The sequence below is a fragment of the Mucilaginibacter sp. CSA2-8R genome, from assembly GCF_038806765.1.
Classification (GTDB): domain Bacteria; phylum Bacteroidota; class Bacteroidia; order Sphingobacteriales; family Sphingobacteriaceae; genus Mucilaginibacter.
The window spans coordinates 842,673-868,539 of record NZ_CP152389.1; the positions used below are offsets into that span (position 1 = coordinate 842,673).

Annotated in this window: 24 protein-coding genes; 10 read left to right on the forward strand and 14 right to left on the reverse strand. The window is 41.9% G+C overall.

Features of this window, described 5'->3' with window-relative positions:
• Positions 1-17: 17 nt before the first annotated feature.
• On the forward strand, positions 18-2,690 hold the full coding sequence (locus AAGR14_RS03640) for a DNA gyrase/topoisomerase IV subunit A (RefSeq protein ID WP_342647241.1): 2,673 nt from the start codon (positions 18-20) through the stop codon (positions 2,688-2,690).
• A gap of 1 nt (position 2,691) precedes the next feature.
• On the opposite strand, the gene AAGR14_RS03645 is transcribed toward AAGR14_RS03640, so the two are convergent.
• From AAGR14_RS03645 to AAGR14_RS03665, 5 genes are all read right to left on the reverse strand, one after another.
• Positions 2,692-4,134: a hypothetical protein gene (locus AAGR14_RS03645; protein WP_342647242.1), complete on the reverse strand. Its 1,443-nt coding sequence runs from the start codon at positions 4,132-4,134 to the stop codon at positions 2,692-2,694.
• Positions 4,135-4,242: 108 nt separating this feature from the next.
• Positions 4,243-4,584, reverse strand: coding sequence for a hypothetical protein (locus tag AAGR14_RS03650; RefSeq protein ID WP_342647243.1), 342 nt, complete (start codon positions 4,582-4,584; stop codon positions 4,243-4,245).
• 86 nt (positions 4,585-4,670) lie between these two features.
• Complete coding sequence (locus tag AAGR14_RS03655) at positions 4,671-5,537, reverse strand: aldose 1-epimerase family protein (RefSeq protein ID WP_342647244.1); 867 nt, start codon at positions 5,535-5,537, stop codon at positions 4,671-4,673.
• A 33-nt stretch (positions 5,538-5,570) separates the two neighbouring features.
• Positions 5,571-8,009: an SMP-30/gluconolactonase/LRE family protein gene (locus AAGR14_RS03660; RefSeq protein ID WP_342647245.1), complete on the reverse strand. Its 2,439-nt coding sequence runs from the start codon at positions 8,007-8,009 to the stop codon at positions 5,571-5,573.
• An 81-nt stretch (positions 8,010-8,090) separates the two neighbouring features.
• On the reverse strand, positions 8,091-8,900 hold the full coding sequence (locus AAGR14_RS03665; RefSeq protein WP_342647246.1) for a 5'-nucleotidase, lipoprotein e(P4) family: 810 nt from the start codon (positions 8,898-8,900) through the stop codon (positions 8,091-8,093).
• Positions 8,901-9,068: 168 nt separating this feature from the next.
• On the opposite strand from AAGR14_RS03665, the gene AAGR14_RS03670 reads away from it, so the two are divergent.
• Positions 9,069-9,665: a hypothetical protein gene (locus tag AAGR14_RS03670; RefSeq protein WP_342647247.1), complete on the forward strand. Its 597-nt coding sequence runs from the start codon at positions 9,069-9,071 to the stop codon at positions 9,663-9,665.
• 178 nt (positions 9,666-9,843) lie between these two features.
• On the forward strand, positions 9,844-10,164 hold the full coding sequence (locus tag AAGR14_RS03675; protein ID WP_342647248.1) for a superinfection immunity protein: 321 nt from the start codon (positions 9,844-9,846) through the stop codon (positions 10,162-10,164).
• Between the two features lie 96 nt (positions 10,165-10,260).
• Here AAGR14_RS03675 and trxB read toward each other — a convergent pair whose 3' ends face one another.
• Positions 10,261-11,226: a thioredoxin-disulfide reductase gene (trxB, locus tag AAGR14_RS03680; protein ID WP_342647249.1), complete on the reverse strand. Its 966-nt coding sequence runs from the start codon at positions 11,224-11,226 to the stop codon at positions 10,261-10,263.
• A gap of 752 nt (positions 11,227-11,978) precedes the next feature.
• Between trxB and AAGR14_RS03685 the strand changes: the two genes are divergently transcribed.
• Positions 11,979-12,206, forward strand: coding sequence for a hypothetical protein (locus tag AAGR14_RS03685; protein ID WP_342647250.1), 228 nt, complete (start codon positions 11,979-11,981; stop codon positions 12,204-12,206).
• A 16-nt stretch (positions 12,207-12,222) separates the two neighbouring features.
• Here the strand turns inward: AAGR14_RS03685 and AAGR14_RS03690 are convergent, their stop codons facing one another.
• The 3 genes from AAGR14_RS03690 to AAGR14_RS03700 all read right to left on the reverse strand — a co-directional run bounded on the left by AAGR14_RS03690 (position 12,223) and on the right by AAGR14_RS03700 (position 15,862).
• On the reverse strand, positions 12,223-12,807 hold the full coding sequence (locus AAGR14_RS03690) for a TIGR00730 family Rossman fold protein (protein ID WP_342647251.1): 585 nt from the start codon (positions 12,805-12,807) through the stop codon (positions 12,223-12,225).
• Between the two features lie 119 nt (positions 12,808-12,926).
• Positions 12,927-15,275 (reverse strand): M1 family metallopeptidase, encoded by a 2,349-nt coding sequence (locus AAGR14_RS03695; protein ID WP_342647252.1) that lies wholly within the window; start codon positions 15,273-15,275, stop codon positions 12,927-12,929.
• Complete coding sequence (locus AAGR14_RS03700) at positions 15,272-15,862, reverse strand: HupE/UreJ family protein (RefSeq protein WP_342647253.1); 591 nt, start codon at positions 15,860-15,862, stop codon at positions 15,272-15,274. The genes AAGR14_RS03695 and AAGR14_RS03700 overlap by 4 nt, the downstream gene beginning before the upstream one ends.
• Positions 15,863-15,930: 68 nt before the next feature.
• Here AAGR14_RS03700 and AAGR14_RS03705 point away from each other — a divergent pair, with 68 nt between their 5' ends.
• On the forward strand, positions 15,931-16,407 hold the full coding sequence (locus AAGR14_RS03705; RefSeq protein WP_342647254.1) for a DUF6702 family protein: 477 nt from the start codon (positions 15,931-15,933) through the stop codon (positions 16,405-16,407).
• A gap of 5 nt (positions 16,408-16,412) precedes the next feature.
• Positions 16,413-16,832: a PH domain-containing protein gene (locus AAGR14_RS03710; protein WP_342647255.1), complete on the forward strand. Its 420-nt coding sequence runs from the start codon at positions 16,413-16,415 to the stop codon at positions 16,830-16,832.
• Here AAGR14_RS03710 and AAGR14_RS03715 read toward each other — a convergent pair.
• From AAGR14_RS03715 to AAGR14_RS03735, 5 genes are all read right to left on the reverse strand, one after another.
• Positions 16,829-18,166 carry a PAS domain-containing protein gene (locus AAGR14_RS03715; RefSeq protein ID WP_342647256.1) on the reverse strand — a complete coding sequence of 446 codons (1,338 nt, stop codon included), beginning with the start codon at positions 18,164-18,166 and terminating at the stop codon, positions 16,829-16,831. The two genes, AAGR14_RS03710 and AAGR14_RS03715, sit on opposite strands and share 4 nt — an antisense overlap.
• A gap of 271 nt (positions 18,167-18,437) precedes the next feature.
• Positions 18,438-19,487 (reverse strand): hypothetical protein, encoded by a 1,050-nt coding sequence (locus AAGR14_RS03720; protein WP_342648726.1) that lies wholly within the window; start codon positions 19,485-19,487, stop codon positions 18,438-18,440.
• A 121-nt stretch (positions 19,488-19,608) separates the two neighbouring features.
• Positions 19,609-20,496: a class I SAM-dependent methyltransferase gene (locus AAGR14_RS03725; RefSeq protein ID WP_342647257.1), complete on the reverse strand. Its 888-nt coding sequence runs from the start codon at positions 20,494-20,496 to the stop codon at positions 19,609-19,611.
• A gap of 105 nt (positions 20,497-20,601) precedes the next feature.
• Positions 20,602-21,354: an ABC transporter ATP-binding protein gene (locus AAGR14_RS03730; protein ID WP_342647258.1), complete on the reverse strand. Its 753-nt coding sequence runs from the start codon at positions 21,352-21,354 to the stop codon at positions 20,602-20,604.
• Positions 21,351-22,082, reverse strand: a complete 732-nt coding sequence (locus tag AAGR14_RS03735) for an ABC transporter permease (protein WP_342647259.1) — start codon at positions 22,080-22,082, stop codon at positions 21,351-21,353. Before AAGR14_RS03735 ends, AAGR14_RS03730 begins: the two co-directional genes overlap by 4 nt.
• Positions 22,083-22,173: 91 nt before the next feature.
• Here AAGR14_RS03735 and AAGR14_RS03740 point away from each other — a divergent pair, with 91 nt between their 5' ends.
• The 4 genes from AAGR14_RS03740 to AAGR14_RS03755 all read left to right on the forward strand — a co-directional run bounded on the left by AAGR14_RS03740 (position 22,174) and on the right by AAGR14_RS03755 (position 25,863).
• Positions 22,174-22,881, forward strand: a complete 708-nt coding sequence (locus AAGR14_RS03740; RefSeq protein ID WP_342647260.1) for an SDR family oxidoreductase — start codon at positions 22,174-22,176, stop codon at positions 22,879-22,881.
• 21 nt (positions 22,882-22,902) lie between these two features.
• Positions 22,903-23,385 (forward strand): PspC domain-containing protein, encoded by a 483-nt coding sequence (locus AAGR14_RS03745; protein WP_342647261.1) that lies wholly within the window; start codon positions 22,903-22,905, stop codon positions 23,383-23,385.
• Positions 23,386-23,388: 3 nt separating this feature from the next.
• The gene (locus AAGR14_RS03750) at positions 23,389-24,366 is read left to right on the forward strand and encodes a DUF5668 domain-containing protein (RefSeq protein WP_342647262.1); all 978 of its coding nucleotides are present in this window, start codon (positions 23,389-23,391) and stop codon (positions 24,364-24,366) included.
• A gap of 258 nt (positions 24,367-24,624) precedes the next feature.
• Positions 24,625-25,863 carry a pitrilysin family protein gene (locus tag AAGR14_RS03755; RefSeq protein ID WP_342647263.1) on the forward strand — a complete coding sequence of 413 codons (1,239 nt, stop codon included), beginning with the start codon at positions 24,625-24,627 and terminating at the stop codon, positions 25,861-25,863.
• The last annotated feature ends 4 nt before the right edge of the window (positions 25,864-25,867 follow it).

Genomic DNA, 25,867 nt, shown 5'->3' on the forward strand with positions numbered 1-25,867 from the left:
TTTTTGGATATACAGATATGTCAGATAATTTAGATCAGAACGATAAGCTGCACAACATTGTTCCGTTAGATGGTTTGTATGAGAACTGGTTTCTGGATTATGCCTCTTATGTAATTTTAGATCGTGCCGTTCCGCATATATATGACGGTTTAAAACCCGTACAGCGCCGTATACTTCACTCTTTAAAAGAGATGGATGACGGGCGCTTTAATAAAGCGGCTAACGTAATTGGTAACACCATGAAGTATCACCCCCATGGTGATGCCTCTATTGGTGATGCCATGGTACAGATAGGTCAAAAAAACCTGCTGATTGATTGCCAGGGTAACTGGGGCGACCCTATCACTGGCGACTCGGCCGCTGCGCCGCGTTACATTGAGGCACGCTTATCCAAATTTGCTCTCGATGTAGTTTTTAACCCCGATACTACTAAATGGCAGGCCAGCTACGATGGTCGTAACCGCGAGCCTATTACGCTGCCTGTAAAATTCCCATTGTTGTTAGCACAGGGGGCAGATGGTATTGCAGTAGGTTTGGCTACCAAAATTTTACCGCATAACTTTATTGAGCTGCTGGATGCCTCTATTGAGGTACTGTTAGGTAATCGTCCTAACCTGCTGCCCGACTTTCCGACCGGCGGTATGGCTGATGCCTCTAATTATAATGAGGGTCAGCGTGGCGGTAAGGTAAGGGTGCGCGCCAAAATTATTGAGCGCGACAAGAAAACACTCGCTATTACTGAAATACCGTTCAGCACCACTACCGGCGGACTGATTGACAGTATTATATCGGCCAATGATAAGGGTAAGATCAAGATCAAAAAGATTGAGGATAATACCGCAAGGAATGTAGAGATTGTAGTGCACCTGGCGCCGGGTATATCGCCCGACGTTACGATTGATGCCTTATACGCCTTTACCGATTGCGAGGTGTCTATATCGCCCAATACCTGTATTATCCTGGATGATAAGCCACACTTTATGAGTGTGAATGATATCCTGATCCAAAGCGCTAATCATACCCGCGAGCTGCTTAAAATGGAGCTTGATATCCGCCTGAAGGAGTTAATGGAAAAGATTTTCTTCAGTTCGCTGCTTAAAATCTTTATTCAGGAAGGAATGTACAAGCACCCTGATTATGAGGGATCAGGTAACTTTGAGGTTGTGGTTAAAGTATTAGACCGGTTGTTTGAGCCGTTCTTTCCGCAATTTTACCGCACCATACTGCCCGAAGATTACAAGAAGCTGATTGATAAACCCATGAGCAGCATTACTCGTTTTGACGTTAAAAAGGCAGATGAGCAGATGAAGGCTTTAGAGGCGGAGATCAAAGAGGTTAAGCATAATCTTAAGCACCTTACCGATTATGCCATTGCCTGGTTTAATAAACTGAAAGAAAAATATGGCAAAGGGCGCGAACGCAAAACCGAGTTGCGCACTTTTGATAGGGTAGAAGCGGCACAAGTGGCTCTGGCTAACGTAAAGCTATACGTAAACCGCCAGGACGGTTTTGTGGGTACTGGCCTGAAAAAAGACGACTACATTTGCGATTGTTCAGACATCGACGAAATTATTGTTTTCCGGTCTGATGGTAAGTGTATTATCACTAAGGTACAGGATAAAGTGTTTGTAGGTAAAGACATTATTCACGTTGCTGTATTTAAAAAGAATGATGAGCGAACCGTCTATAACCTGATTTATAAAGACGGCGAAAGCGGAACTACTTTCATCAAACGTTTCTCGGTAGTGGGAGTTACCCGCGATAAAGAGTATGATTTAACCAAAGGCTCTAAGAGTAGCAGGGTATTGTATTTTTCTGCCAATCCTAATGGTGAGGCCGAGGTTGTTAACATACAGTTGAAACCGCATTCCAAGCTCAAAAAGCTGCAATTTGACGAAGATTTTGCCGCTATTGCCATCAAAGGCCGCAGCTCTATAGGTAACCAGGTAACTAAATACCCAGTTAAAAAAATCATCCTCAAAACTAAAGGTGTATCTACGCTGGCAGGGCGTAAAATATGGTATGATGATGTACTGAAACGTTTAAATGTAGACGGCCGTGGTCAGTATTTAGGCGAATTTGACGGTGATGATAAGATATTAACCATAACCGGTAATGGCATTTACGAGTTGCATAGCTTTGACCTGAATAATCACTTTGACGATAAGATGCTGCTGATGGAGAAGTACGATCCGGAAAAAGTATATTCAGTAGTGCATTACGACGGCAAATCAAAAAATTACCTGGTTAAGCGTTTTGTATTCGAAAATATAGTGGTCGGTAAGCAAACCAGTTTTATTAGTGAAGAGCCCGGCTCTAAACTGGTGCTGGTATCGGGCGCAGCACAGCCGGTGGTTAAGGTTGAGCAGTTAAAAGGTAAAGCACAAGTGCTGGAACTGGTAGAACTTAACTTAACCGATTTGATTGATGTAAAAGGTATGAAGGCCATGGGTAACCGCTTGTCTGCACATCCCATACAAACGGTGCAGCTTATTGCCGAGCATGACGATGCAGAAGACGTGCCTGACCCCGCCCCTGCCTCGGTTGAGGATACACAAGTACTGGCCGACGTAAATGATGAAAAAGAAGTGTCTGATGTAAATCCGGAAACTGCCGCCAAAATTATTTCACTCGAAATAACCAATCCAGACGATGTTGATTTGAGTAAAGGGCAGTTAGGTTTGTTTTAAGTTATAAGCTTTTTTCCTGCATTTTAGCCAGTTCCTTTTTTAAAGGATCTATATTCACATTTACTGCCATCGGATTTCGCTTTGCAAGTTCGATGGCTTTTTTCTGGTTAAATATAGCTTCATCATAAAAATCCAAACGATAAAGTAAATGTGCAATCGTGTCGTAAAACGCAAAATTATTTGGTGATAATTCTATCGAGCGCTTGCTCCAAAGTAGCGCTTTTGTGAGGTTGGTAGTGTTGTGTGTGCCTAACCTATAAAACGTATAAGCGGCATTATTTAATGTAGTAGGTACATCGCTCATTACCGGTCCGCCGGTAGCAATGGTTGTAACAACACCCGTACGCATAACAATGTGAGTTCCGCTCACCGGCATTGAAGATTTATTGAACGGAATGCTGGGGTTAACTTGTTTCATGCGTTCTATAGTTTGAAGGCGGTTAGCTTCCACGGCATTCTGTCGCATTTTATTGATAGAGTCTACACTTACACGCATATAATAATTATCATAAAAGTAAGTAGCTTGTGAGTAATAGTTAGCCGTATCTTTTACTGTACTGTAATAATAGAGCAATTCTTCCTGTGAGGCTTTAGCTCCTCTTCTAAAATCTTTGCTCCAGGTTCCTATAACAAATTGCGATAACTGGCGGGCAATGGCTGCGTCCTTTTTACGGATGGCCTCGTTACGGGTGTTTACGATGATGTTGTTATTAATTTCTTTCCGTAATTCTAACGGTTCTGTTTTATAAATACTATCAACAATTTTGCGGTTGGTATAAGCAAGGTTATAAGTCTTTCCGTAAGCAAGAGGACCGGCCCTAAGTATAAATAGTACTTCCTGATAATCGTTTAAAGCTTTTACGGGAAGATTATTTACATACTCATCAATCAATAACTGGTTATCAAATAACCCTAACTTTTCTTTCAGCGTTATAAATTCTTTTAACTGGTTTTGGGTGAGGCTGCCTTGCTGCTGTAAGTGTTTATAATAGCTAAACGTTTTACCTGATGCAGTTGCCTTAAGCGCATCATTCGCCATAGTGAGATAGAATGCAGGTGAAGACATCATTACCGACGGCCCTCTATAAATGATTTCGCCATCGCTATCCAAAAATAAATGAGTAGGATAACTATCTGTTTTTATAGGATATAGTTTTTTGAAAGTGCTGTAGGCAGAGTCCGACAGGCTAATTTTTACATTAATAAAGTTTTTATTGTAAAACGTTGCCGCTTTACCCTCCTCCAGGCCGTTGTTAGCAGCAGGTTGATTTTTACTTATAGACGGAGGAACTGTAGGCAGACCAATTAAAACAAAGAGAGGTTTTTGAGTTTGTTTGGCTTTTGATAATGCCTCCTGGATATTAGATTGATAGTTGATTTTTTGAGCGAACGCAGTTAAATGCAAAGTAATTAATGCACAAACCACCGGTATGAGCTTTTTCATCAAAGCAATAAGGTTATGCAGTAAAGATAGGGTTTTACCGTAGCGCGAAAAATGCTCTGAACAAAAAAAGCTCCACGTGGGAGCTTTTTTTGTTTTCTATTGATCTGATTATAAAATCAGGATAAGTACTAAAATAATGATAATGATAGCACCTACAGATAGATAAACACCACCGCCTGTACTTGCAGCATTAGCTTCTTTTTTAAGATCTTTTAATTCAGCTTTCAGCTCTTTGCGCTCAGCTTTGTTTAAATGCGATTTGTCCATCGCTTTAATCTCTTCTACGCGCGTTTTGATCTCTTCTACACGGGCATTTCTTTCTTCGGCAGTTTTGTTAGCATAAAACTCTTTGTAGTTTTTGCCATTGTCATCGCTGGTAGCAGCATTTGAGGTAAAAGCCACAAAGCTTAGCATCAGCGCAGTCATTAAAAAATAAATTTTCTTTTTCATGTGATTGTTATATAAATGTCCTGTTGCCTTTAAAACCACAATAAAAAGGAATATGTTTTAAAAAAAACATTTAACAACAATGTGCCTCACAAACTGATATAAAATGGCGCCTCAAAAACATGGCCTTTTTCCAGTTTTTGAATGGCCGGTTTGGTGCTGATGTCGCTGGCCGGAACAGTGTTATCTGCATAACCGAGCCAGGGTTCAATACAAACAAAATTGGCTCCCGGCTTAGCCCAGATACCTAAATGCTTGTAATATGGAAACTCAACCGATAGGGTTTGATCGTGCTTGTCAGACTTAATAGTCACCATCCTGGAGTTTATATTTTTAAACACCAAGGCGTCGTTATCAAACAGGCTACGAGTTAAATATAATTTTTTACCCTGTAATTTAACCGGGTGTGTTTCACCGTTAAAATAGCCTTCGGCAGATAACACGTGCGTCTCTAATGGTTCGGTAGTTTCAAACTCCAGGTAGTAGTCTTCGTAACTGCCTTGGTTTCCAAATGGCACATTAAAGGCCGGATGCCCGCCTACCGAAAAATAAATGGTTTGATTGTCCAAGTTTACAACTTTGTAAGTAACCCTTAAGCTATTTTCGATTAAAGTATAAAGCACCTGAAAAGAAAAATGATAAGGGTAAACTTCGAGGGTTTGGGCGTTGGCAGTTAATGCAAATACAGCATGATCTGCCGTTGCCTCAGCCACCTTAAAATCCGATTGGCGGGCAAAACCATGGCGCGATAACGAATATGTTTTGCCGTCTATATTTATATGATTATTAACTAAACCGCCCACTACAGGGAAGAGGTTAGGAGCATGCCAGGGCCAAATCGCCGGATCGGCCTGCCACATATGTTCGGTTTGTGTTTTTTTATGGTATAGAGAACTTAATTGTGCGCCTTTAGTACTGATGGCCACTTTCAGAAATTCGTTTTCAATAACAATCATAGGTGTAACTTATAGATAATGCTAAATTAATAATTAATCATCATCGTCGTCACGTTTCTTTTTGGCTTCCAATATCACAAAGGCACTCCGCTTGGGGGCAGGCATCACAGCGCTTTCGCCTTTTACATATTTCCAAACCACTTCGTTAAGTTCCAGGTCGGGTATGGCATCTTCTTTGGCGAAGTTGAAAAGCTCCGAACGTTTGCTGCTTTCATTTACCGCCATGTTGCGTTTCTCTAAATCTACCTGAGCAGCTTTTTTGATATAAGGGGTATAGTCGGGTTGTGCTGTAAAACAATCGTATAACGGCATTGATGCCGCATCATATTGGCTCATGGGTGGCAAGCCTAAAATCAACTCAATAGTGCGCAAAATACCGGAGGTCGAATACATGTGGTTAATTACCGCATTACGTTTAACATACGGGCCCGCCAAAAATGCCGGCGAACGGTGGGCATCAATATGATCAGGACCGTTTTGGGCATCATCTTCCAGTATAAACACGACCGACTCTTTCCACACCGGGCTGTGCGACAAGTGCTCCAGTATCATTCCGATAGCCTGGTCGTTATCGGCAACGGCTGCGGTAGGTGAGTGTTTGCCTTTTTTCTGTCCGCTGGTATGATCATTAGAGATGCGGATTGTATTAAAACGCGGAATAGCATTAATGGTGGCTAACGAATCAAAATCATGCATCCACGCATCAGCTCTCAAAACATCTTTTATATCCAGGTCAAAACCCGGCGAATGCGGCGCCACATGGCCCTGTAACGATTTGATGTTGGCCTTTCCATATTCGCCAAACTCACCATACGTACGATAGCTGATACCGGCCCGCTTGCAGTAATCCCATATAAAGCCATCGCGCGGATAAGCTGCCTGGCGCGACCCCTCAAAATCATAAGTGCCTCCCCGGTTACCGTAGCTGGTAGGCCAGTTTTTTTCAACAAAGTCGGTAGCGTAAGCAGCTGTGCTCCAGTTATGCCCATCGGCACTTACCTCAGCATTTACATAAAAATTGTCTAACAGTACAAAGTCAGTGGCTATAGCATGGTGGTTAGGCGTAACCTTTTTACCAAAAATGCATAATGAGGTGTCGCCATTACCTTGCGGCATATCGCCTAAAACCTGGTCGTACGTACGGTTTTCTTTAATAATATAAAATACATGCTTAATGGGCGATTTATCGCCGGGCTTGCGGGGTATGGGGTTACCTGCCTCGCCGGGGGCAGTAGCTTCTATTTGTTTGTTAAACGGTGTATTGGCATAAACCTGTTTGGTATAGGCTTTTAATTGTTCGGGCTTAGGCTGGTCAATAATAGATAGCGTACCTTTAAACAAACCGCCAATATATTGCTCGCGGCTGTTGGTAGAGCCAATGTGATGCCCGCTGTTATCGGTCTTACGAATAGGCTGCGGACCGTTGGGGTTAGCCATAGAAGTAAAACCTTTACCATTGGCAACAAATATTTTATTGCCCAGTACTTTAACGTTGGTAGGGTACCAGCCTACCGGTATAAACCCCCTGCTTTTACTGTTACCGGGCTGGCTTACGTCAAACACAGCCAGGCAATTGTTATCGGCATTGGCTATATAAAGTGTTTTGCCATCGGCAGACAGAGCCAGTCCATTAGTGGTAGCGCCGGTAAGCCTGGTTGGATATAAAGCGGCCGAAACTGTTTCAATAACCTTATTAGTTTTAGTATTGATGACCGATACACTATTGTCATTGGCGTTCGCCACATACAGGTATGCGTTTTTCTTATTCAGGAGTAACTCATTCGGGTGACTGCCGGTAAAAATGCTTTTAACAATTTGTTGCTTCTGCGTATCAAACACGGCAACTTTTTCGCCACCCCATAAAGATATGTATAGTGTTTTTTCATCAGCCGATAGTAAACAGGCATAACTCTCGGCCGCCAGTTTGATCTTATTAAGCACTTCGCCCGATTGCGGATTTAAGACGTACAGGCAACTGTCTTCTTTAGTGGTTACATAAAGCTTGGTATTACTGTTGTTAACAGTAATGCCTGTTGGCCCCACCTTATTTGGCCAGCGCTTACCCAGGCGCAGGGTATCAGGCCTACCGAGTTTGTTCCCATCTAGTGAAAAGCGATAGAGCCAGTTATCATTACCGCCGGAGGCATACAACGTTTTCTCGTCGTGCGAAAAGGCCAGTCCATACCATGATTTAGCCAGGGTGCATTGATCCAACTGTTTTTCGCTTTTAGCGTCTATAAGTTGCAACGACTGTGTGCTTTGCCCATTATTAGTTACAGCCAGCAACCGGCCTGATGGGGACAACTGAATGTTTAACGGTAAATCGCCTAAAGGCAGCGAGCGCCCTGCCGGGCTTAATTTCCACCCATTAGGCAGTAGTACCTGCCCTGATGCTGTTTTGCCCGGAAGCTGTGCTGATGCACTTAAACCTGCAAGTGCAAAATAAAAGCTTAAAATTAACGCCTTCTTCATAATAAATAACCCAATAATTTGGCAAAAATAGGCTTAAACTTAAGCGAAAGGTTAGGTTAACAAAAGCTTAACAATTATATATTATTTAGCAAATCTTGTGTTGGCCTTAATAATTGAGTCTTTTTGTGATGGGGTAAGCTTATAATTGAATTTAAATAAAGATCCCTCCCAATCGCCATATGATGGATTAGGCAACACGATGTATTTACTGCCAAACTGTCGGGCCAGTTGTGTGGTAACCTGAGCGCGGCTTTGCTCTGTAGGGTGATTATCGTATAACTTGTCAAAATCGGGTAGGTTATCACCGCAAAGCAGTACAATATTATAGTTTTTCAGTATTTCAAGCCGCCTGCTTTCCTTGCTCGAATTGCCCGATTTTAATAACAGATGCGCATCGTCAGCGTTAGGCATTTGATAGCGTTGCAGATTTTTTAGGGTACCCGTACGTTCATCCTCATCGCGGTTGGTAATGTAAAATACGGTTGCGCCTTTGCTGGCAGCATATTTAAAAAACCCGGGCGCACCTGCAACGGTATCGCAAGCAGCCTGGGCTGTCCATTGTTTCCAGGTGGCGGTATCGTATTCCAGGTTGTTAACGGCTCGCTGTGCATCGTAAGGGCTATTGTCAAGCACGGTTTCGTCAATGTCGGTTACTACGGCCAGCGGTTTGCTGCCTGGTTGTTTCAATGCCTCGTCTAAACGTAATTGGGCTAGGTTATAAGCCTGAAAGCACAATGCCCTGTATTCGGCCGCACGTTGCTGCCAAAGTGACGACCATACTTTACCATTATTTACCGTAGAGATAGATGCGGTAGGCATGCTGTTTTTAGTGGTATTACATGCTGATAGCAGTGCCAGGGCAAACCATAGTATTGAAGAACGATTATTCATGATGTGTAATAAAAGCCTATCAAAGTTAATTAATCTCTAACAATTGTAAATGCAGTAATCAGCACATCATTATTGAATAATGGCTTGTTTATCAGGGTACAGCTAACTATTACAATAAATATTAGATTAATCACCTGTTTTTGATGAACTTGGGTGCTCATAATAGCTATGAAGAGGAAACTTTATTGGGTTAAGCTTTTTTTTGAATTCATTAGATGCTCTCCGCATATTCTGGTATTCAGCGTTCACAGAAATAAGGAACTGATTAAGGCGGACATTGAGCGCTGGCTAAAAGTATTTGGTCTGCCGTATGGTTACACAACGGGGCTGGTTCATTTATTAGGATCTTTTCCGGAGTTTAGAAACTTATTTTATAAGCGGGTGGGTATCTGGAAAGTACTTTTGAACATAATATGTCCCAAGCTATCGTCGCTTTATATTTATGCAGATCATATTGGTAAGGGCTTGTTCATTCAGCACGGTTTTGCCACCATTATTGCTGCCAAATCTATAGGCGATAACTGCTGGATTAATCAACAGGTAACTATTGGCTACTCAAATGATACGGATATGCCTACTTTGGGCAATAATGTAACAATTAATGCAGGCGCTAAGGTAATTGGTAATGTTACTATAGGAGATAACAGCGTTGTAGGTGCCAATGCCGTAGTAGTTAAGAATGTACCCGCCAATTGTACGGTGGTAGGTATACCGGCTTATATTGTTAAGCGCGATGGGATGAGGGTAAATGAGAAATTGGTGTAGATGAAAATTGATTTTGCATCTGATTAGTCGAATAAATAGGTTAGTGCTACAATAGGAATTTAAGGAGGCACAATTGTTATTTCCTTCTAATTAATTATTATTCCTTATAGATTTAAGCTAAAATTCAACTTAAAATCTTACGACTTTACTCTACGTCTCGGTGGGAGCGCCTGAAATTTTGATTATTATATTTTTCGTAATTGGCCTTGTTGTGTATTTCATCCCGGCTTTTGTTGGCAGAAACAAGCGCGACCGCATGGGAATTACGCTTTTAAATTTGTTTTTAGGATGGTCGATACTGGGCTGGATTGGGGCGTTAATATGGGCAGTTACATCTGAACGTAAGGATGCGCCGATGATTTACCATAATCCGTTTCAGCCGGTGGCAACGCCCGCATCAAACACCGAACAGTTAATGGAATACAAAAAGCTGCTGGATGCCGGTGCAATTACTCAGGAAGAGTTTGACCAACAAAAATTAAAACTGTTAGCAGTTTAGTTGGCATCTATAAGCAGATTTGCACAACATTATAAGATAAGAAAGCCGTTCCTTTTATCATCAAGGAACGGCTTTCTTATTTTATAAGAATTTATTTTAAGAATGAGCTATCATTTCTTCAGCTTCTTTGTCGGCCAAGTAGCGTTCGGCATCTAAGGCCGCCATACAGCCGGTTCCGGCTGCGGTTACAGCTTGGCGATAAACGTTGTCCTGAGCATCTCCACAGCAAAACACACCTTCAATATTGGTTTGGGTAGTACCCGGCTTAGTTAAAATATAGCCAGTTTCGTCCATATCAATAAGCCCTTTAAATATATCAGTGTTTGGGTGGTGACCAATGGCCACAAAAAAGCCGGTTACATCTAATACTTTCTCTTCCTGAGTTTGATTGTTGATAATAGCAACGCCGTTTACGCCTTGTTCGTTTCCTAAAATCTCTTTAGTCTCGGTATTATAAATAACTTCAATATTAGGCGTATTTAATACCCGGGTTACCATAGCTTTAGAAGCACGGAATTCATCCCGACGTACCAGCATATACACCTTGCGGCAAAGTTTAGCCAGGTAAGTTGCTTCTTCGGCAGCTGTATCCCCAGCACCTACAATGGCGATGTCCTGTCCGCGGAAAAAGAAACCATCACAAACGGCGCAAGCTGATACACCAAAACCGTTATATTTTTGTTCAGACTCCAAACCTAACCATTTGGCCGATGCTCCGGTCGAAATGATAACTGTGTCGGCTAGAATAGTTTTTACTTCATCAACCACCACTTTGTGGGGCAAACTCGAAAAATCAACCGAGCTCACATAACCAAAACGGATATCAGTGCCGAAACGCTCTGCCTGTTTGCGAAAGTCTTCCATCATCTCCGGGCCCATGATGCCACTCGGATAGCCAGGGAAATTTTCAACATCAGTAGTTTGGGTAAGTTGCCCTCCGGCCAGCATACCGGTATATAAAACAGGCTTCAGATCGGCACGTGCCGCATAAATAGCCGCCGTATAACCGGCAGGACCTGAACCTATAATTAAACATTTTACATGTTCTGTATCTTGAGACATCGGCGTAATATTAAGCTACAAATTTAAGCTTTTAATACTACTGAGCAAATGTTATACCGTCAATAGATTGCCATGCTTTAACTGACAAATTGCCTGTATAAGCATCTTGTACTTTAATTTATTTTTAATAAATCAAAGCGGGGTTATGTAAACTTATTATTACATTTACCGTTAAAGGCATAAGCAGAAAAGATTAAAAGGAGGGACGATAAATGCTAATCATGACCATTATTTACTTGTGTAAAAAATATGATGTAGTGGGCTGGTTAAAAAAGCGTGCAGCCATTGTTAAAGTAAATTACGCTGTGAGTGAAGTGAAATCTCCCTGGATTTAAATAAATAAATTGCGTCTGCAATTGCGTCAAAATCCTGTTTTATATTTTATTAAAAGCGCTATTGATAGCCTCCTGTTGCTGGTTTGCTTTCACAAATGCAGCATAGCTGCGCAAATAATATAAACAAGTCGCCAATTCGAGGCAGCGAATTTGTTTAATCAATCCAACAAAAATATTTAGCAAAGGTGAACGGTGTAATAGGTAATTTAAACTAAGGCCATAGTTTTTTAAACTAAGTTTGAAAAAACTTGTTGAATAGCAGAACGTAAATTAACAAACACTACAGTTTAAATTTTAACAGCGCAACCGTCAGGGTGGAAAATCCGTAAGTTGTTGGCAAGGTAGCTCGCAAATAATGCGTTGCTTACCATTTATTTGCGTTTGATATAAATTTTAATGTTAAGCCGTTATACAAAGATGCAACAAACAGAACTTGATTATTTTGCCAGGCTGGTAGAAGAACAGCGCCTAAAGCAAACCATATTTAACACGCATATCCAGCTCGAATTTTTGAGTCTAGAAGAAGAGGGTGCTACCGAAAAAAACTACCGGCAGCAGCACATGAAACAGCTGGCTAACCGTATTGTACAAATTAACCATTTGCTGGATCCATGGTTAAATGCCGTAGAACTTGATTTTGAATAAAAACCGTATTTACCTGTTAAGTCAGGTTTTGTTCTTTAAACCATACCTCGTCAGGTTTAGCGCTAAAATTGCCCATCAAATTAATTAATTCTACCGGACTGGCTGACGAAAGTACCAGTTCGCGGTTTAGGGGCTTCAAAAAGCGATGCTCAACCATTACATCCATTTGCTTAAGCAAAAAGTCGTAAAATCCGTTTACGTTTAAAATGCCTATGGGCTTTTGATGCAAACCTAATTGCAGCCAGGTAAGCACTTCAAAAAACTCTTCAAGTGTACCAAATCCTCCCGGCAGGGTAATTATACCGTCGCACAAATCGTTCATCATTTGCTTGCGCTGGTGCATGTTTTGCACCACGTGCAGTTCGGTTAATCCGGTATGCCCAACTTCTTTATTCAGTAAAAACTCGGGTATAACTCCAATAGCTTTACCACCCCTTTTTAAAACAGCGTCGGCTATCATGCCCATTACGCCAACCCGACCGCCACCAAAAATTAAGCTAATATTACGGCTTACCATTATTTCGGCCAATTGCTCAACCGCTTCGGTAAGCAAAGGGTCGCCGTTAAAATTGGCTCCGCAAAAAACACAAATCGATTTCATAAAATATTGGGATGGTGGGTAGTATAATGCATAAACGGGTTAGCAAATAAAACCTCTTGACGGTTATGGTTTATAAGAGTATCGACTTATCACCTAAAAGTCAAGACGCTGATGAGATATTACGGCGTTGTTTTCCGCGATTCTTGCATAGGGTTGCCGCCTGTGCTGGCACCACGAATTACGTTTTGCTGTTTAAACAGCTCAAAACGGGTAGGAGTGTATTCTCTTGGCCAGCTGTTGTTACTTTCGTTAATGTCGGCTGTTTCGCGGTAAGGGTCCAGCTTAATGCCTTTTACTTCTTTGGTTTTAGCAAATACCTTGGTTACATTTAACTCGTTATGGCGCCAAATATAGGCTGATATTTTTTCAAGTTCTTTGCTGCCGTCGGCGTAGGTCCATTCAATAAACAAAGGCATAGGTAGGCCCCCTTTATTGCTGAAACTGATTTCGTAAAAAAAGTTCTTACTTCCAAAAAATTGTTTCTCCTCCGGGCTTAATGCGTTGAACATAGCCTGATAGCTTTGCTGGGTTACGGGCGTTGCTGCAAAGCGGTCCCATTTGTAGTAAAAATCTTGCAAAGCAGTGTCGGCCTCTACGGCAAAGCGGGTGCCATTCTGCTGGTTGCGGGTAGTACTGATGTTTTGCAAATTGCGGTCAAACTGGGCACGGTCATAAGTAGACTCTACCTGCGGGTTTTTAGTGTTTAATCGATAGTATTTAACACTGTCAACCGAAATATCAACCGGGTCGGTACCATAAAACCAGCCTCTCCAAAACCAGTCTAAATCTACCGCCGAAGCATCTTCCATCGTACGGAAAAAATCACTTGGTGTTGGGTGCTTAAAAGCCCAGCGGCGCGAGTAAGTTTTAAAAGCGTAGTCAAATAACTCGCGGCCCATTACTGTTTCGCGCAAAATGTTTAGCGCGGTGGCCGGTTTTGCATAGGCGTTAGGGCCAAAGCGCTGTATATTTTCCGAGTTGGTCATGATAGGTTCTAACTCGTTTTTAGGCAGCTTCATGTAATCTACAATTTTATAGGCCGGGCCACGGTTTGACGGAAAATTAGGGTCCCATTCCTGCTCGGTTAAATACTGGCAAAAAGTATTCAATCCTTCGTCCATCCAGGTCCACTGGCGCTCGTCGGAGTTCACAATCATCGGAAAAAAGTTGTGACCCACCTCATGGATAATTACACCGATCATGCCGTTTTTGGTAGCTTCGCTGTAGGTGCCGTCTTTTTCGGCACGGCCGTAATTAAAACAAATCATCGGGTATTCCATACCGTTTGATGCCTCAACCGAAGTAGCGCAAGGATAAGGGTAGGGGATAGTATGCTTTGAGTACGTTTTAAGGGTGTGAGCAACAACCTTGGTAGAGTAACGGCGATAAAGTGGGTAAGCCTCTGGTCCATACACCGACATGGCCATTACTTTTCGGCCGCCATCAATCTGCGTAGCCATTGCATCCCATACTACACGGCGGGAAGATACCCAGGCAAAATCGCGTACATTTTCGGCATGCCAGTTCCATGTTTTGCGGGCGGTAGCATGACCTTTTAAAGCGTTTTTGGCTTCGGCCAGGGTAACTACTTCTACCGGCTCTTTATAAGAGGTTTGTGCCTGCTGCCAGCGTTTGTATTGAGCTGCGGTTAACACCGAGCTATAGTTAGAGCATTGGCCAGTACCATCAATTACATGGTCGGCCGGTACGTTAATGGCTACTTTAAAGTCGCCGAACGCTAGGGCAAACTCGCCACGACCGGTAAACTGTTTGTTTTGCCAGCCCTGAAAATCGCTGTATACGGCCATTCGCGGATACCACTGTGCCATAGTATACAGGTAGTTTTTATCTTCCGGAAAGTATTCGTAACCGCCGCGTCCGCCAATGGTTAAGCGGTCAGAGATGTTATACCACCAGGCAATTTTAAACGTAAACTTTTGGCCCGGCTGCAGCGTTTGCGGCAGCTCAATGCGCATCATGGTTTCGTTAATAGTATATTTAAGCGTATTGCCCGATCCGTCTTTGGCACTTACAATGTGGTTGCCTAAATCCAGGTTATGGCCCATGATGGTTTGCAACTGCCGAAGGCTCATGCGATCTTGCATGCGGCTTTCGTCAAACTTAGCGCTTTCGGCATCTTTTTTATGCTGATTTTCGTCTAACTGTAACCAAAGATAGGTAAGCGCATCGGGCGAGTTGTTGTAGTAAGTAATGGTTTCGGTACCATCCAGTCTTTGCTTATCATCATCAAGTTTGGCTGCAATGTCGTAGTCTGCTTTTTGCTGCCAGTATTTAGGGCCGGGGGCACCCGATGCCGAACGGTACATGTTAGGGTCGGCCAGGTAAGTGCTGCCCAACTGTTCAAATTTATTACCGTGATTTGAGCCCGGATTATTTTCAATTACCTGGGCCTGTAGTGCCGAAGTTAGCAGAAGCGAACCTGCCAGTAAGCTGTAGAGTTTTTTCATCTAAAATGGATTAAGGCATAGCGCTCTATGCACATAATTAACGCTATGCCAAATATAGCAGATGACAGGAACAATGTCCATTCGCGGCGCTGTATTTTAATAATGTTAAGTAAAATAAATGATACGGTTAACACGCACAGTACAATCAGCACTTGGCCAAATTCTAATCCTAAATTAAAAGCCAGCAACTGAGGTACAATATTGGTACTGCGACCCAAAAGGCTTTTTAAGTAATTAGAAAAGCCCAAACCATGTATCAGCCCAAAAAACAAGGCAAGTGCGTAAGACAGGCGCAGAGTGCCAGGCGTTTTTCTTTTGTTTTTAATGTTGATAAAGCTGGTAATTACAATGGTAACAGGAATCAAAAACTCGATGAGTGAGGTATTCACATGCAAGATATTGATAACACTTAATGCTAAGGTTATAGAGTGCCCTGCGGTAAAGGCGGTTACTAAAATGAGCACTTTGCGCCAATCGGCCAATACGTAAGTGCCGCACAGTACGGTTACAAATAAAATATGATCGTACCCTTGCCAGTCGCAGATGTGCTGCCACCCTAACTTAAAGTACAACGGAAAATCGTGCATGTGCTAAAAGTATTAATTGCCGATAATAATAGTTTATTTTGTAGTTAGTTGATGCAATTCTATTCAGTATGTTACAATGCCTGTTCTTTACCTGGTTTGCTATATTTCATCCGTTTTATGTAAGCGTAACCGAAATTAATCACAATGCCCGCACGCAGGCTATTGAGATTAGCTGCCGTATGTTTTATGATGATTTAGAGCATGTGCTTGAAAAGCAGTACCATGTACAGTTAGATATAGTAAAACCTGCCAACAAAGAACAGCTTAAGCAAATCATGAACGATTACGTGCACAAGCACTTAATTATTAAGGTAGATGGTAAAGTACTGAACCCTTCTTTTTTAGGTTACGAAATACAGGAGGATGGCGCCTGGGCTTACTTGGAGGCAAAAGGTATTAGCAAAGCGCAAAAAATTGAAGTGCACGACGACTTGTTGTACACCGAGCATGCCGAACAAATAAACATGCTGCATGTTACCGCAAAAGGCGAACGCAAAAGCACCAAACTGGACAATCCGGATGCCAATGCTGGCTTTAACTTTTAAACCAGATGATATTTAAATCGGGCAAAGCAGTATGGGTGAGTTTGCTTATCTGGGGAGTAGTCGCGCTGATGGTTTTTAACGCCTTTCAGGTAATTACCGACCAATCGAACGATCCGTTTTATCTCATTTTTACTGTTCTGATTACCGCTTTCCTTTTATGGATTTGGTTTGGTACCTATTATATTATTGACGGCCAACAGCTCAAATACCGTTCGGGGCCAATAAATGGCAGTATCCCGGTAGCCAGTATTCGTAAAATTACCACGGGTAAAACCAGTTTTATAGGATTAAAACCATCGCTTGATACCCACGGCTGCGTGTTGGCTTATAACAAGTATGACGAAATTTACCTATCGCCTAAAAATCAGGACTTGTTTGTGCAAGAGCTTGTGAAAATAAATCCTGCCATTGAGGTGGTCACTTAATGATATTGAGCCGTAAGGTTTTCTATATCACTCTTGGCAGACTCAATTAAATTTAAATTATGCGTTTGCGGCTCTGTTTCTTCGCTGGTGCTTACAATAGCACGGATTACGTCATCCAACTCTTTAACCGACACATCTAAAAACTCAAAAAGCTTTTTATCTTGGGTAACTACATTTGGTCCGGGCAAAATCAAGCTCATTAATCCCATAATGCGTGCCAATGGTGCCCTCACAATATGTGATTGCATAAAGGCAATTTCACGTAGTTTGGCGTTTTGATTTTCAATGGCTAATGCATGCTCAAATTGTGCAGTAACATCAGTAGAAATTACCAAACGTGCATTTTTACCTTTAAATGGAATTCTTATACATTGCACATCTACGTAAAATGTTTCGCCGCTTTTAGTTTGATGCTGGGTATTAATCGTTTTTTCGGTGTCAGGCAATTTCTCCCGTCTTAAAATTTTTTGAAGTTCCGGAATTTTAGATGACGGGCGCACATCCTCTATGTTCATACACAGAAAATCCATCCTCGAATAACCGTATCTTCTAATGGCAGCATCGTTTACTTGCAAAATCATTAAGGTATCGGCATCGTAAATCCACATGGGTGATGGATTGAGCAGAAACAGGCTTTTGTAATGTTCTTCAGATTCGCGAAGTGCCAGATTGATGCTCACTTTTTCGCGCATTTCTGACTGCAGTTCCTGATACAGGTTCGCTTCCTGTAAAATGGTAACTTTTAATCCGTTAACAATATATCGTACCTGTATAATTACCAATAGGTTAAGAAATACAAAATTCAATGAATAAGCAAACCACATGCTTAAAGTGTAATGATAAATTACACTCAGGTCAAAAATGTGTGTGTATATAATTAAGCCTAGCGTGGCATATATAGTGATATTGGCCAGTAAAGATGCATACACTATCCGTTTAGAAAATATTAAAGCAACCAGTACACTTAAAGCGAGCAGATAGATGCTCGCAATACTAAAAGAACCTGTATCGGCTATCAAGAATATAGAAACTGCATAAAGAAACAGTACTAAAAAGCCCTTTCTGAATTTAAGGCTTATGCGCCGGTTTAAACTTATGGTGGAGATGACAACAATAGCAGATATATACACATGGGGTAAATAATGTTGCCCATGCTCATAAGTAATAATTACAGTTGGGATAACTGCAATTAAACTTAACGGAAGCGAGTAAAGAATGATGTTGATGAAAAGCCGCTCCTGCAGGTAATAGATGTCTTTAGTTTCGAATGCATTTTTAGATACAGCAGCCTCTACAAATTTCTTGTAACGGTACCAGATTTTATCTATACCCAAAGTAAATTTATGTAAAAGCCGTTTCAAACCCTTGCTAGCCGTTATAGTTCAGTCTGTAAAAAAGCAGATCCGTTTGATGGGGTGCCTTTATTACAAGAAAATTAAACTTTGTGTTAATGCCGTTTTATATAGACAGATGGTGTGTATTACGTAACTAACAATGAAAGGTTACTGTCGTTTTTCTATTAGTAATTAAAAAATGATATTGAAAACAAAAGCCCGATGCATTTAGCATCGGGCTTAGCCACATCCAGTAATTGTTTGGAATATATTACTGGTACTGTATATAAATAGGTTGCGGTTTGTACTTCATCAGTTCTTGCGGAGTAAGCATACGATGAGGTGGTTTTTTTAAGTCGTTTTTGTAAAACAGCTTAAAGCCGGTGAACTGTACAGGTTCTGGAAATATAAAGTTACGGTAAGTGCCTAATTTAAGGTCGGGTTCGCCCCAGCCGTCCATGTCCATTACCACCTGTACTTCAGGATGTAGTTTTATATCCTTAGTACCGGTTACCATTTTACGGGTAAAGCGGTGAACTACTAATATTTTTGGAGGCAAGTTATATTTTTTTACCAGGCCTGCCAGGTAGTTGCTTACATAATTTACGTCAGCAGCATCGTAAGTGCCAATTTTTTTACCCGGCTTAGTGCCATCTTTCATCGAAAATTCGGGGTCCATACCAAAGTGCACCTGCGGCATGACTAAGTATTTTTCGAGTAAAGGCAATTCTGCCTTAATGTTACTTAAAGCTACCTGTACGTCTAAAAACACAATTGAATTGGAGCGTTTAGCCAAAGAAAGTACCGTGTCAATTTGTTTAAAAGGCATGCGGTAACGGTATTTACCGTCGGCACCACCATCGCCTTGTGCAACTACGGCAATATAATGTAAAGCGGTTTGTACCGGTGTTTTTGGGTCGGCTTTTTCCCAGTTTTTGGCTTCAGTTTTTAGTTTGGCCAGCATCTCGTTAGGGGGCAGCTCGCCTAAAATACCCATGCGTTTACTAAACAGGTTACCATAAAATGCCACTACCCGTTTAAACGGTAAAATAGCACCCGCAACAGGGTAAGGCTGGTTTTTAACCGGCCAATGACCAGTAGTATCACCATTGGCCAAGCGTTTTACTAAGGTATCGTATTTAGCCTTATCAACAGGCTGAGAAACCGCCTTGGTGGTCGTGTCAGTAGTGGTGGTACTTGTGGTAGTAGTTTGGGTGCTGGTAGCAGCTTTGCCGGCCTTGCTGTTTTCTGTACAGCTCGACAGCAGCACATAAGATGATAAAAGGACCGAAGAAGATAGCAGTAACGCTTTGAGATTCATCATAAATTTAGCCGCGAGGCTTTACAGGGACAGGAACATGGGCTAAGTATATTTTAGCGCCGTTAAAATTTTTTTAACTCTTGAGCGTTGTAAAGATAATTATTGCCTTTAATAGTTATAGTTAAATTTTATAAAATTTACCAAACACCCCTAGAGGCAACTTACTACCTGCAGTAGCCTGCAAAAACAGCTCGCCAATTTCAAGATTTTGCACAGCAGGAAAAGCTCCTTTAATCAGGTTTTCTACAATAACCGACGAGAAACCTAATGAGTAGGTATTCAGTATCAAAAAGTGCTCTTCGGGGTCTAACAGCTGCACTACATCTTTAATCATTTCGTTAATGTGATCTTCCAGTTTCCATTTTTCGCCGTTAGGCCCATGGCCATAAGCAGGCGGATCCAGGATAATACCATTATACTTTTTCTCACGTTTTAATTCGCGTTTAACAAACTTCAAAGCATCTTCAACCACCCAGCGTATATCTTTTAAGCCCGAAAGCTCCTGGTTTTCATTAGCCCAGCTTACTACCTGTTTTATGGAGTCAACGTGGGTAGTGTCGGCTCCGGCTGCTTGTGCAATCAGCGAAGCGCCGCCGGTATAAGCAAAAAGGTTAAGCACTTTAGGTCGAGCCGTTTTAAATCTTTTAACGTTTTGCGCAATATAATCCCAATTTACAGCTTGCTCCGGAAAAATACCTAAGTGTTTGAATGATGTGAGTGCCAAACGAAATTTAATAGCGGCATCATCGTTCTTATATTCAACATGCCATCGGTCTGGCGTTTTTGGATTCTTTTTTACCCAGTCGCCGGCTGTGGCAGACCGTCCTTTAAAGCGGATATGATGTAACCGCTGCCATTCGCTTTCAGGCAGCTGTTTGCTCCAGACGGCCTGTGGCTCTGGCCTGATCAAAATTACTTGGCCAAAACGTTCCAGCTTTTCAAAGTTTCCGCAATCAATTAGTTCATAATCTTTCCAGTGCGTAGGAGTGAGGAGTTGGATATTCGACATAAATAAAGTAATGCTTGCCTGTATATGGCAAAGGTAAGATAATATGCGGCACGAGCCCAATATTAAAGTACGCAAGCAAACGCTTTAGCAAATACAGTAAACCTATTACAGCTTCTCCTTAGCCGCCTGAGTAAACTTGCTGGCAAATACAAAGTCGTTGAGTTCCTGGTTGTCGGTGTGTGCTATTTCTTTGTTCGAGCCTTCCCAGGCTTTTTTGCCTTGGTGTAAAAAGATAATATGGTCGCCAATACCCATCACCGAGTTCATATCGTGGGTTACAATAACGGTGGTTATTTTGTACTCCTGGGTAAGCTCGTTAATCAATTCATCAATTACTATAGATGTTTTAGGGTCAAGGCCAGAGTTGGGCTCATCTACAAATAAATACTTGGGCTCCATAGCAATGGCCCGCGCTATGCCTACCCGTTTTTTCATACCACCCGAAAGTTCTGAAGGATACAATTTGTTTTTATCTTTCAGGTTAACACGTTCCAAACAAAAATTAGCACGGTCTAATTTTTCAGACGTGCTCATTTCAGTAAACATATTAAGCGGGAAAATGATGTTTTCCTCAACCGTCATCGAGTCAAACAAGGCCGAGTTTTGAAACAACATACCAATTTCCTTGCGGATGGGTACACGTTGCTCAAAATTCATTTCGGTAAAGTTTTCGCCGTTAAAAATAACCAGGCCCTTGGTGGGCTCGTGCAAACCCACAATACATTTAAGCAAAGTAGTTTTACCTGATCCGGAGCCGCCTATGATTAAGTTGTTTTTGCCTGGCTCAAATACAGCGCTTATACCACGCAGTACTTCGTTTTCGCCAAATGTTTTATAAATGTCTTTAATCTCAATCATAGCATTACACTGGTTACCATCAAATCGGCAAATAAAATCATTACACAACTGTAAACTACACCCTGGGTAGCCGATTGGCCCACTTCTAACGCACCGCCTGAGGTATAAAAACCCTGATAGGCACAGATTGAAGCAATTAAAAAGCCAAATATGAAAGCTTTTACCAGTGCCACCTGGATGGTAATAGGCATAAAGCCATCATGTACACCCATTAAGTAATCGGCAGGGCTAACATCGCCGGTGAACACACATGCAATGTAACCACCGGTTAAGGCCAGTGCTATAGAGAAAATAACCAGTAACGGCACCATCAGCATACAGGCAATAATTTTAGGGGCAATCAAATACCCCGGCGCATTAACACCCATAATTTCGAGGGCATCTATTTGTTCGGTAACCCGCATGGTACCTATTTGCGAGGCAATGCTCGAACCTACCCGGCCGGCCAAAACCAGCGAAGATATGGTTGGGCTAAACTCTAAAATATTAGAGTCGCGGGCAATACTGCCGGCAATACTGCGGGGTACTAAGGGGCTTGATAACTGGAAGGCTACCTGTATGGTAGTGGCCGCACCGATAAATACAGAAATGATACTGATAATACCCATAGAGCCAATGCCTACAGATACCATTTCGCGCATAACTTCATTCCAATAGATAGAAAATTTTTCGGGTCGCCTGAAGCTTAATCTCATCAAGAGAATGTACCGGCCTAAAGTATAAAACATTGAACAGCTGCTTTTTTTTGGTTATGAGTAAAAATACGTTTTTATAATAAAGCCTCAGAGCTTTAGTAAATTGCTTTATTTGTTAATAATTATGGAAAATGCCCTCATCACAGGCGCTACCCAAGGGATAGGCCGCTCCATCGCTATCGCATTTGCTAAACAAGGATTAAACCTGGCAATTTGTTCGCGAAAGGTAAAAGATTTAGCTCAATTAAAGGAAGAACTGTTGGTTGTAAATCCCGAAATACAGGTTTATACTCACGCTACCGATTGCAGCATAAAGGCCGAACTGCTTGATTTTGCCCGGCAGGCGCAAGCGCAATTAGGCTTTATTAAGGTGTTGGTTAACAACGTCGGGCTTTTCATCCCCTCGAAAGTACTGGATGACGAGGATGATGCTTTAATGAATCAGATAAATACCAACCTGATGCCGGCGTATGAGCTGTACCGTTTTTTTGGTAAAAACATGGTGGCGCAGGGCAGCGGGCATATTTTTAATATCTGTTCGGCGGCGGCGTTGCATCCTGCAATAAATGCTGGTAGTTATAGTGTAACAAAAGCTGCAATGTACAGTCTTAATACTGTAATGAAACTTGAAATGCAGCCATACAGTGTAAAAGTAACCGCGCTACTGCCAGGTTCAACACTAACGGCATCCTGGGCTGGAACGGAGGTGCACCCCGACCGGTTTATTATGCCTGATGATGTTGCCGCTGCCGTAGTTACTGCTTACCGCATGAGCGCAGGCGCTAATGTGGATGAGATTGTGATTAAGCCCGTTTTAGGTCAGTTACAGTAAGTACCATAAAAACTTAAAACAATGAACAACAATAAAAGACTTTACCGCGACGAATTAAATAAAATGGTTGGCGGTGTGTGTAAAGGTATTGCCGATTACCTGGATATTGACCCTACCATCGTAAGGGTTTTATTTCTGATAGCTTTAATTGCCAAAGGCTCAGGCGTATTATTATATATTATACTTTGGGCTGTATTACCTAAAAAGGTAGACTATACCTTTAAACAACCCGAGGTAGATTATACTGTTCCGCCGGTACAGCCTGATGCCGAAAGCGCATCACCTTTTACTTATCAGCCTGTAAAACGCAAAAGTAATTTTAGTTTAATTGCTGGTATGTTGTTCATTATACTGGGAGCTGTATTGCTTTTGGATGAGTATGATATTTTTCCTGATTTAGATTTTGAACATCTGTGGCCCGTTACTATTGTTGGAATAGGCTTAGCACTCATTTTTACTTCAGGTAGCCGCAAATCAACCAATACTAACCCTCCAATTGTTTAAACCATGAGAAACGACAGATTATTTTCGGGCCTGGTACTGGTTATTATCGGGGCCGTTTTTTTACTTAATAACTTTGGGGTAATTGATTTTCATTGGGGTAACCTGTTTAGGTTGTGGCCAGTATTTTTAGTGATAGGCGGAGTTAACCTGCTGCTTTCAAACACCAGGGCAGTTTGGGCTACGCTGGTTAGGGTAGCGGTATTAATTATAGGTTTGGGTTTTATACTGTTTAGTAACGTCAAAGGTAAATACGGTTTCGGCCCTTTCAGGAGTCATTATGATGTAATTGATGACCACAACAACGACGACGATGATGATGACATAGATGGCGACTTAAAGATGTCTGCCAAATCATCATCCAATAGCTATCAGCAACCGTTTGTAGCGGGTACTAAATATGCCCGCCTTAACGTAAGCGGAGGGGCAACTAAATACACTTTAAGCAAAAGTACCGATAGCTTGTTCACAGCCTCAACCAGCGAATATTATGGTGATTATAGGTTAGACAGTCGTACCGAAGACTCGGTTACTGTGGTTGATTTTGATATGAACAAACGTAACCGGCGTTTTAGGTGGGACGGCGGCAATATGAATGTAGCTCGTTTGAGTTTAAACACTGCACCTATCTGGGATATTAACCTGCGTGGCGGTGCTGCCAAAGTTGATTTTGATTTGACACGCTACAAAATACGCAACCTAAATATTAATGGCGGCGCAGCATCGTGCAATGTTAAATTGGATGCCAAGTTGCCGGTTACTGATGTGGTAGTATCAACAGGAGCGTCAGAAATTGATATTAACATTCCAAAGAGTGCAGCTTGCGATATTGTTACCTCAAGCGGTCTATCCTCTAATGATTTTGAAGGCTTTACCAAAATAAGCAGCGACCATTACACCACACCTGGTTTTGAGAACGCCCCAAATAAAATTTACCTCAAGCTTAAAGGCGGCGTGTCCGATTTTAACGTACACCGTTATTAAAATAAAAACTTTTTCTGCTGATTTGATTTAACGGTTGCCATAGTATTGGCAGCCGTTATTTTTTTGCATAAAGCGCAAAACTGGATGTTAAATTATAGCGAGATCATAGTGTGTATAATATGCTCAATAAATTTAGCGGGTTAACGTTATAACTTATACAATAATCATCTCCAGTTAAACCCGGCAAAAAATGAGATGCTGATTTAAAGGCCAAAACATTACATTTGCCGTTCTATAAAAATTTTGTTCTCAAATTACATGGTTAAATTCAACCGTTTTACATTGAGCAACGGCCTCCGGGTTATTGTTCATGAAGATCATACCACACCTATGGCGGTAGTTAACATTTTATATGATGTTGGCGCGCGTGATGAAAGCCCCGAGCAAACCGGTTTTGCTCACTTGTTTGAGCATTTGATGTTTGGTGGCTCTATTAACATACCTGTTTATGACGAGCCACTGCAACGAGTTGGCGGCGAAAACAATGCTTTTACCAGCAACGATATTACAAACTATTACATCACCCTGCCTGCCGCCAATTTAGAAACCGCTTTTTGGTTAGAGAGCGACCGCATGCTGAGCCTGGCTTTTAGCGAAAAAAGCCTAGAGGTGCAGCGCAATGTGGTGATGGAAGAATTTAAGCAGCGCTACCTTAACCAGCCCTATGGCGACGTATGGTTGCGCTTGCGCCCTATGGTTTACAAACAGCACCCTTACCAGTGGGCTACCATAGGCAAAAACCTTGAGCATATTGAGCATGCCAAAATAGAGGATGTTAAAGCTTTCTTTAAAAAGCATTACAATCCGCAAAACGCTATTATGGTTGTAGGGGGGGATGTAACCACCGAACAAGTAAAAGCCTTGGCCGAAAAATGGTTTGAGCCTATACCGGCCGGCGATAAGTACGAACGTAACCTGCCGCAAGAGCCAGAACAGCACGAAGAGCGCCGCGAAACGGTTACCGCAAAGGTTCCGCTGAATGATATTTATATCGCTTTTCAGGTACCGGCCCGTACTGACGAAAATTACTATGCGCTCGATTTGATTTCTGATATTTTATCGCGCGGGCAATCCTCCCGTTTACATCGCTCGCTGGTGCGCGAAAAGCAATTGTTTAGTGAGATACATGCCTATTTAACCGGAAGCTTTGATAAAGGTATGCTGGTGGTTGAAGGCAAGCCATTAGAAACTATTAGCATTGAAGATGCCGAAGCGGCCATTTGGCAGGAGTTAGAAGAGATGGGTAAAGCGCCAATTACCAACGAGGAACTGACTAAGGTTAAAAACAAAACCGAGTCGACAATGGTATTTGCTGAGATGGCTTTGCTTGACAAGGCCATGAACCTGGCCTATTTTGAACTGTTGGGAGATGCCGATTTATTTAATTACGAAACCGAAAAATATTTAAAGGTAACTGCACAGCAAATACAAGAGCAGGCGCAACGTGTTTTTTGTAAAGAGAATTCTTCTACACTGATTTACCTCGCCGAAAAATAAACCG

Coding starts and splice junctions, on each gene's coding strand:
- AAGR14_RS03640 (WP_342647241.1), top strand. CDS start 18: ATGTCAGATAATTTAGATCAGAACGATAAGCTGCACAACATTGTTCCG.
- AAGR14_RS03645 (WP_342647242.1), bottom strand. CDS start 4,134: ATGAAAAAGCTCATACCGGTGGTTTGTGCATTAATTACTTTGCATTTA.
- AAGR14_RS03650 (WP_342647243.1), bottom strand. CDS start 4,584: ATGAAAAAGAAAATTTATTTTTTAATGACTGCGCTGATGCTAAGCTTT.
- AAGR14_RS03655 (WP_342647244.1), bottom strand. CDS start 5,537: ATGATTGTTATTGAAAACGAATTTCTGAAAGTGGCCATCAGTACTAAA.
- AAGR14_RS03660 (WP_342647245.1), bottom strand. CDS start 8,009: ATGAAGAAGGCGTTAATTTTAAGCTTTTATTTTGCACTTGCAGGTTTA.
- AAGR14_RS03665 (WP_342647246.1), bottom strand. CDS start 8,900: ATGAATAATCGTTCTTCAATACTATGGTTTGCCCTGGCACTGCTATCA.
- AAGR14_RS03670 (WP_342647247.1), top strand. CDS start 9,069: ATGAAGAGGAAACTTTATTGGGTTAAGCTTTTTTTTGAATTCATTAGA.
- trxB (WP_342647249.1), bottom strand. CDS start 11,226: ATGTCTCAAGATACAGAACATGTAAAATGTTTAATTATAGGTTCAGGT.
- AAGR14_RS03685 (WP_342647250.1), top strand. CDS start 11,979: ATGCAACAAACAGAACTTGATTATTTTGCCAGGCTGGTAGAAGAACAG.
- AAGR14_RS03690 (WP_342647251.1), bottom strand. CDS start 12,807: ATGAAATCGATTTGTGTTTTTTGCGGAGCCAATTTTAACGGCGACCCT.
- AAGR14_RS03695 (WP_342647252.1), bottom strand. CDS start 15,275: ATGAAAAAACTCTACAGCTTACTGGCAGGTTCGCTTCTGCTAACTTCG.
- AAGR14_RS03700 (WP_342647253.1), bottom strand. CDS start 15,862: ATGCACGATTTTCCGTTGTACTTTAAGTTAGGGTGGCAGCACATCTGC.
- AAGR14_RS03705 (WP_342647254.1), top strand. CDS start 15,931: ATGTTACAATGCCTGTTCTTTACCTGGTTTGCTATATTTCATCCGTTT.
- AAGR14_RS03710 (WP_342647255.1), top strand. CDS start 16,413: ATGATATTTAAATCGGGCAAAGCAGTATGGGTGAGTTTGCTTATCTGG.
- AAGR14_RS03720 (WP_342648726.1), bottom strand. CDS start 19,487: ATGAATCTCAAAGCGTTACTGCTATCTTCTTCGGTCCTTTTATCATCT.
- AAGR14_RS03725 (WP_342647257.1), bottom strand. CDS start 20,496: ATGTCGAATATCCAACTCCTCACTCCTACGCACTGGAAAGATTATGAA.
- AAGR14_RS03730 (WP_342647258.1), bottom strand. CDS start 21,354: ATGATTGAGATTAAAGACATTTATAAAACATTTGGCGAAAACGAAGTA.
- AAGR14_RS03735 (WP_342647259.1), bottom strand. CDS start 22,082: ATGTTTTATACTTTAGGCCGGTACATTCTCTTGATGAGATTAAGCTTC.
- AAGR14_RS03740 (WP_342647260.1), top strand. CDS start 22,174: ATGGAAAATGCCCTCATCACAGGCGCTACCCAAGGGATAGGCCGCTCC.
- AAGR14_RS03745 (WP_342647261.1), top strand. CDS start 22,903: ATGAACAACAATAAAAGACTTTACCGCGACGAATTAAATAAAATGGTT.
- AAGR14_RS03750 (WP_342647262.1), top strand. CDS start 23,389: ATGAGAAACGACAGATTATTTTCGGGCCTGGTACTGGTTATTATCGGG.
- AAGR14_RS03755 (WP_342647263.1), top strand. CDS start 24,625: ATGGTTAAATTCAACCGTTTTACATTGAGCAACGGCCTCCGGGTTATT.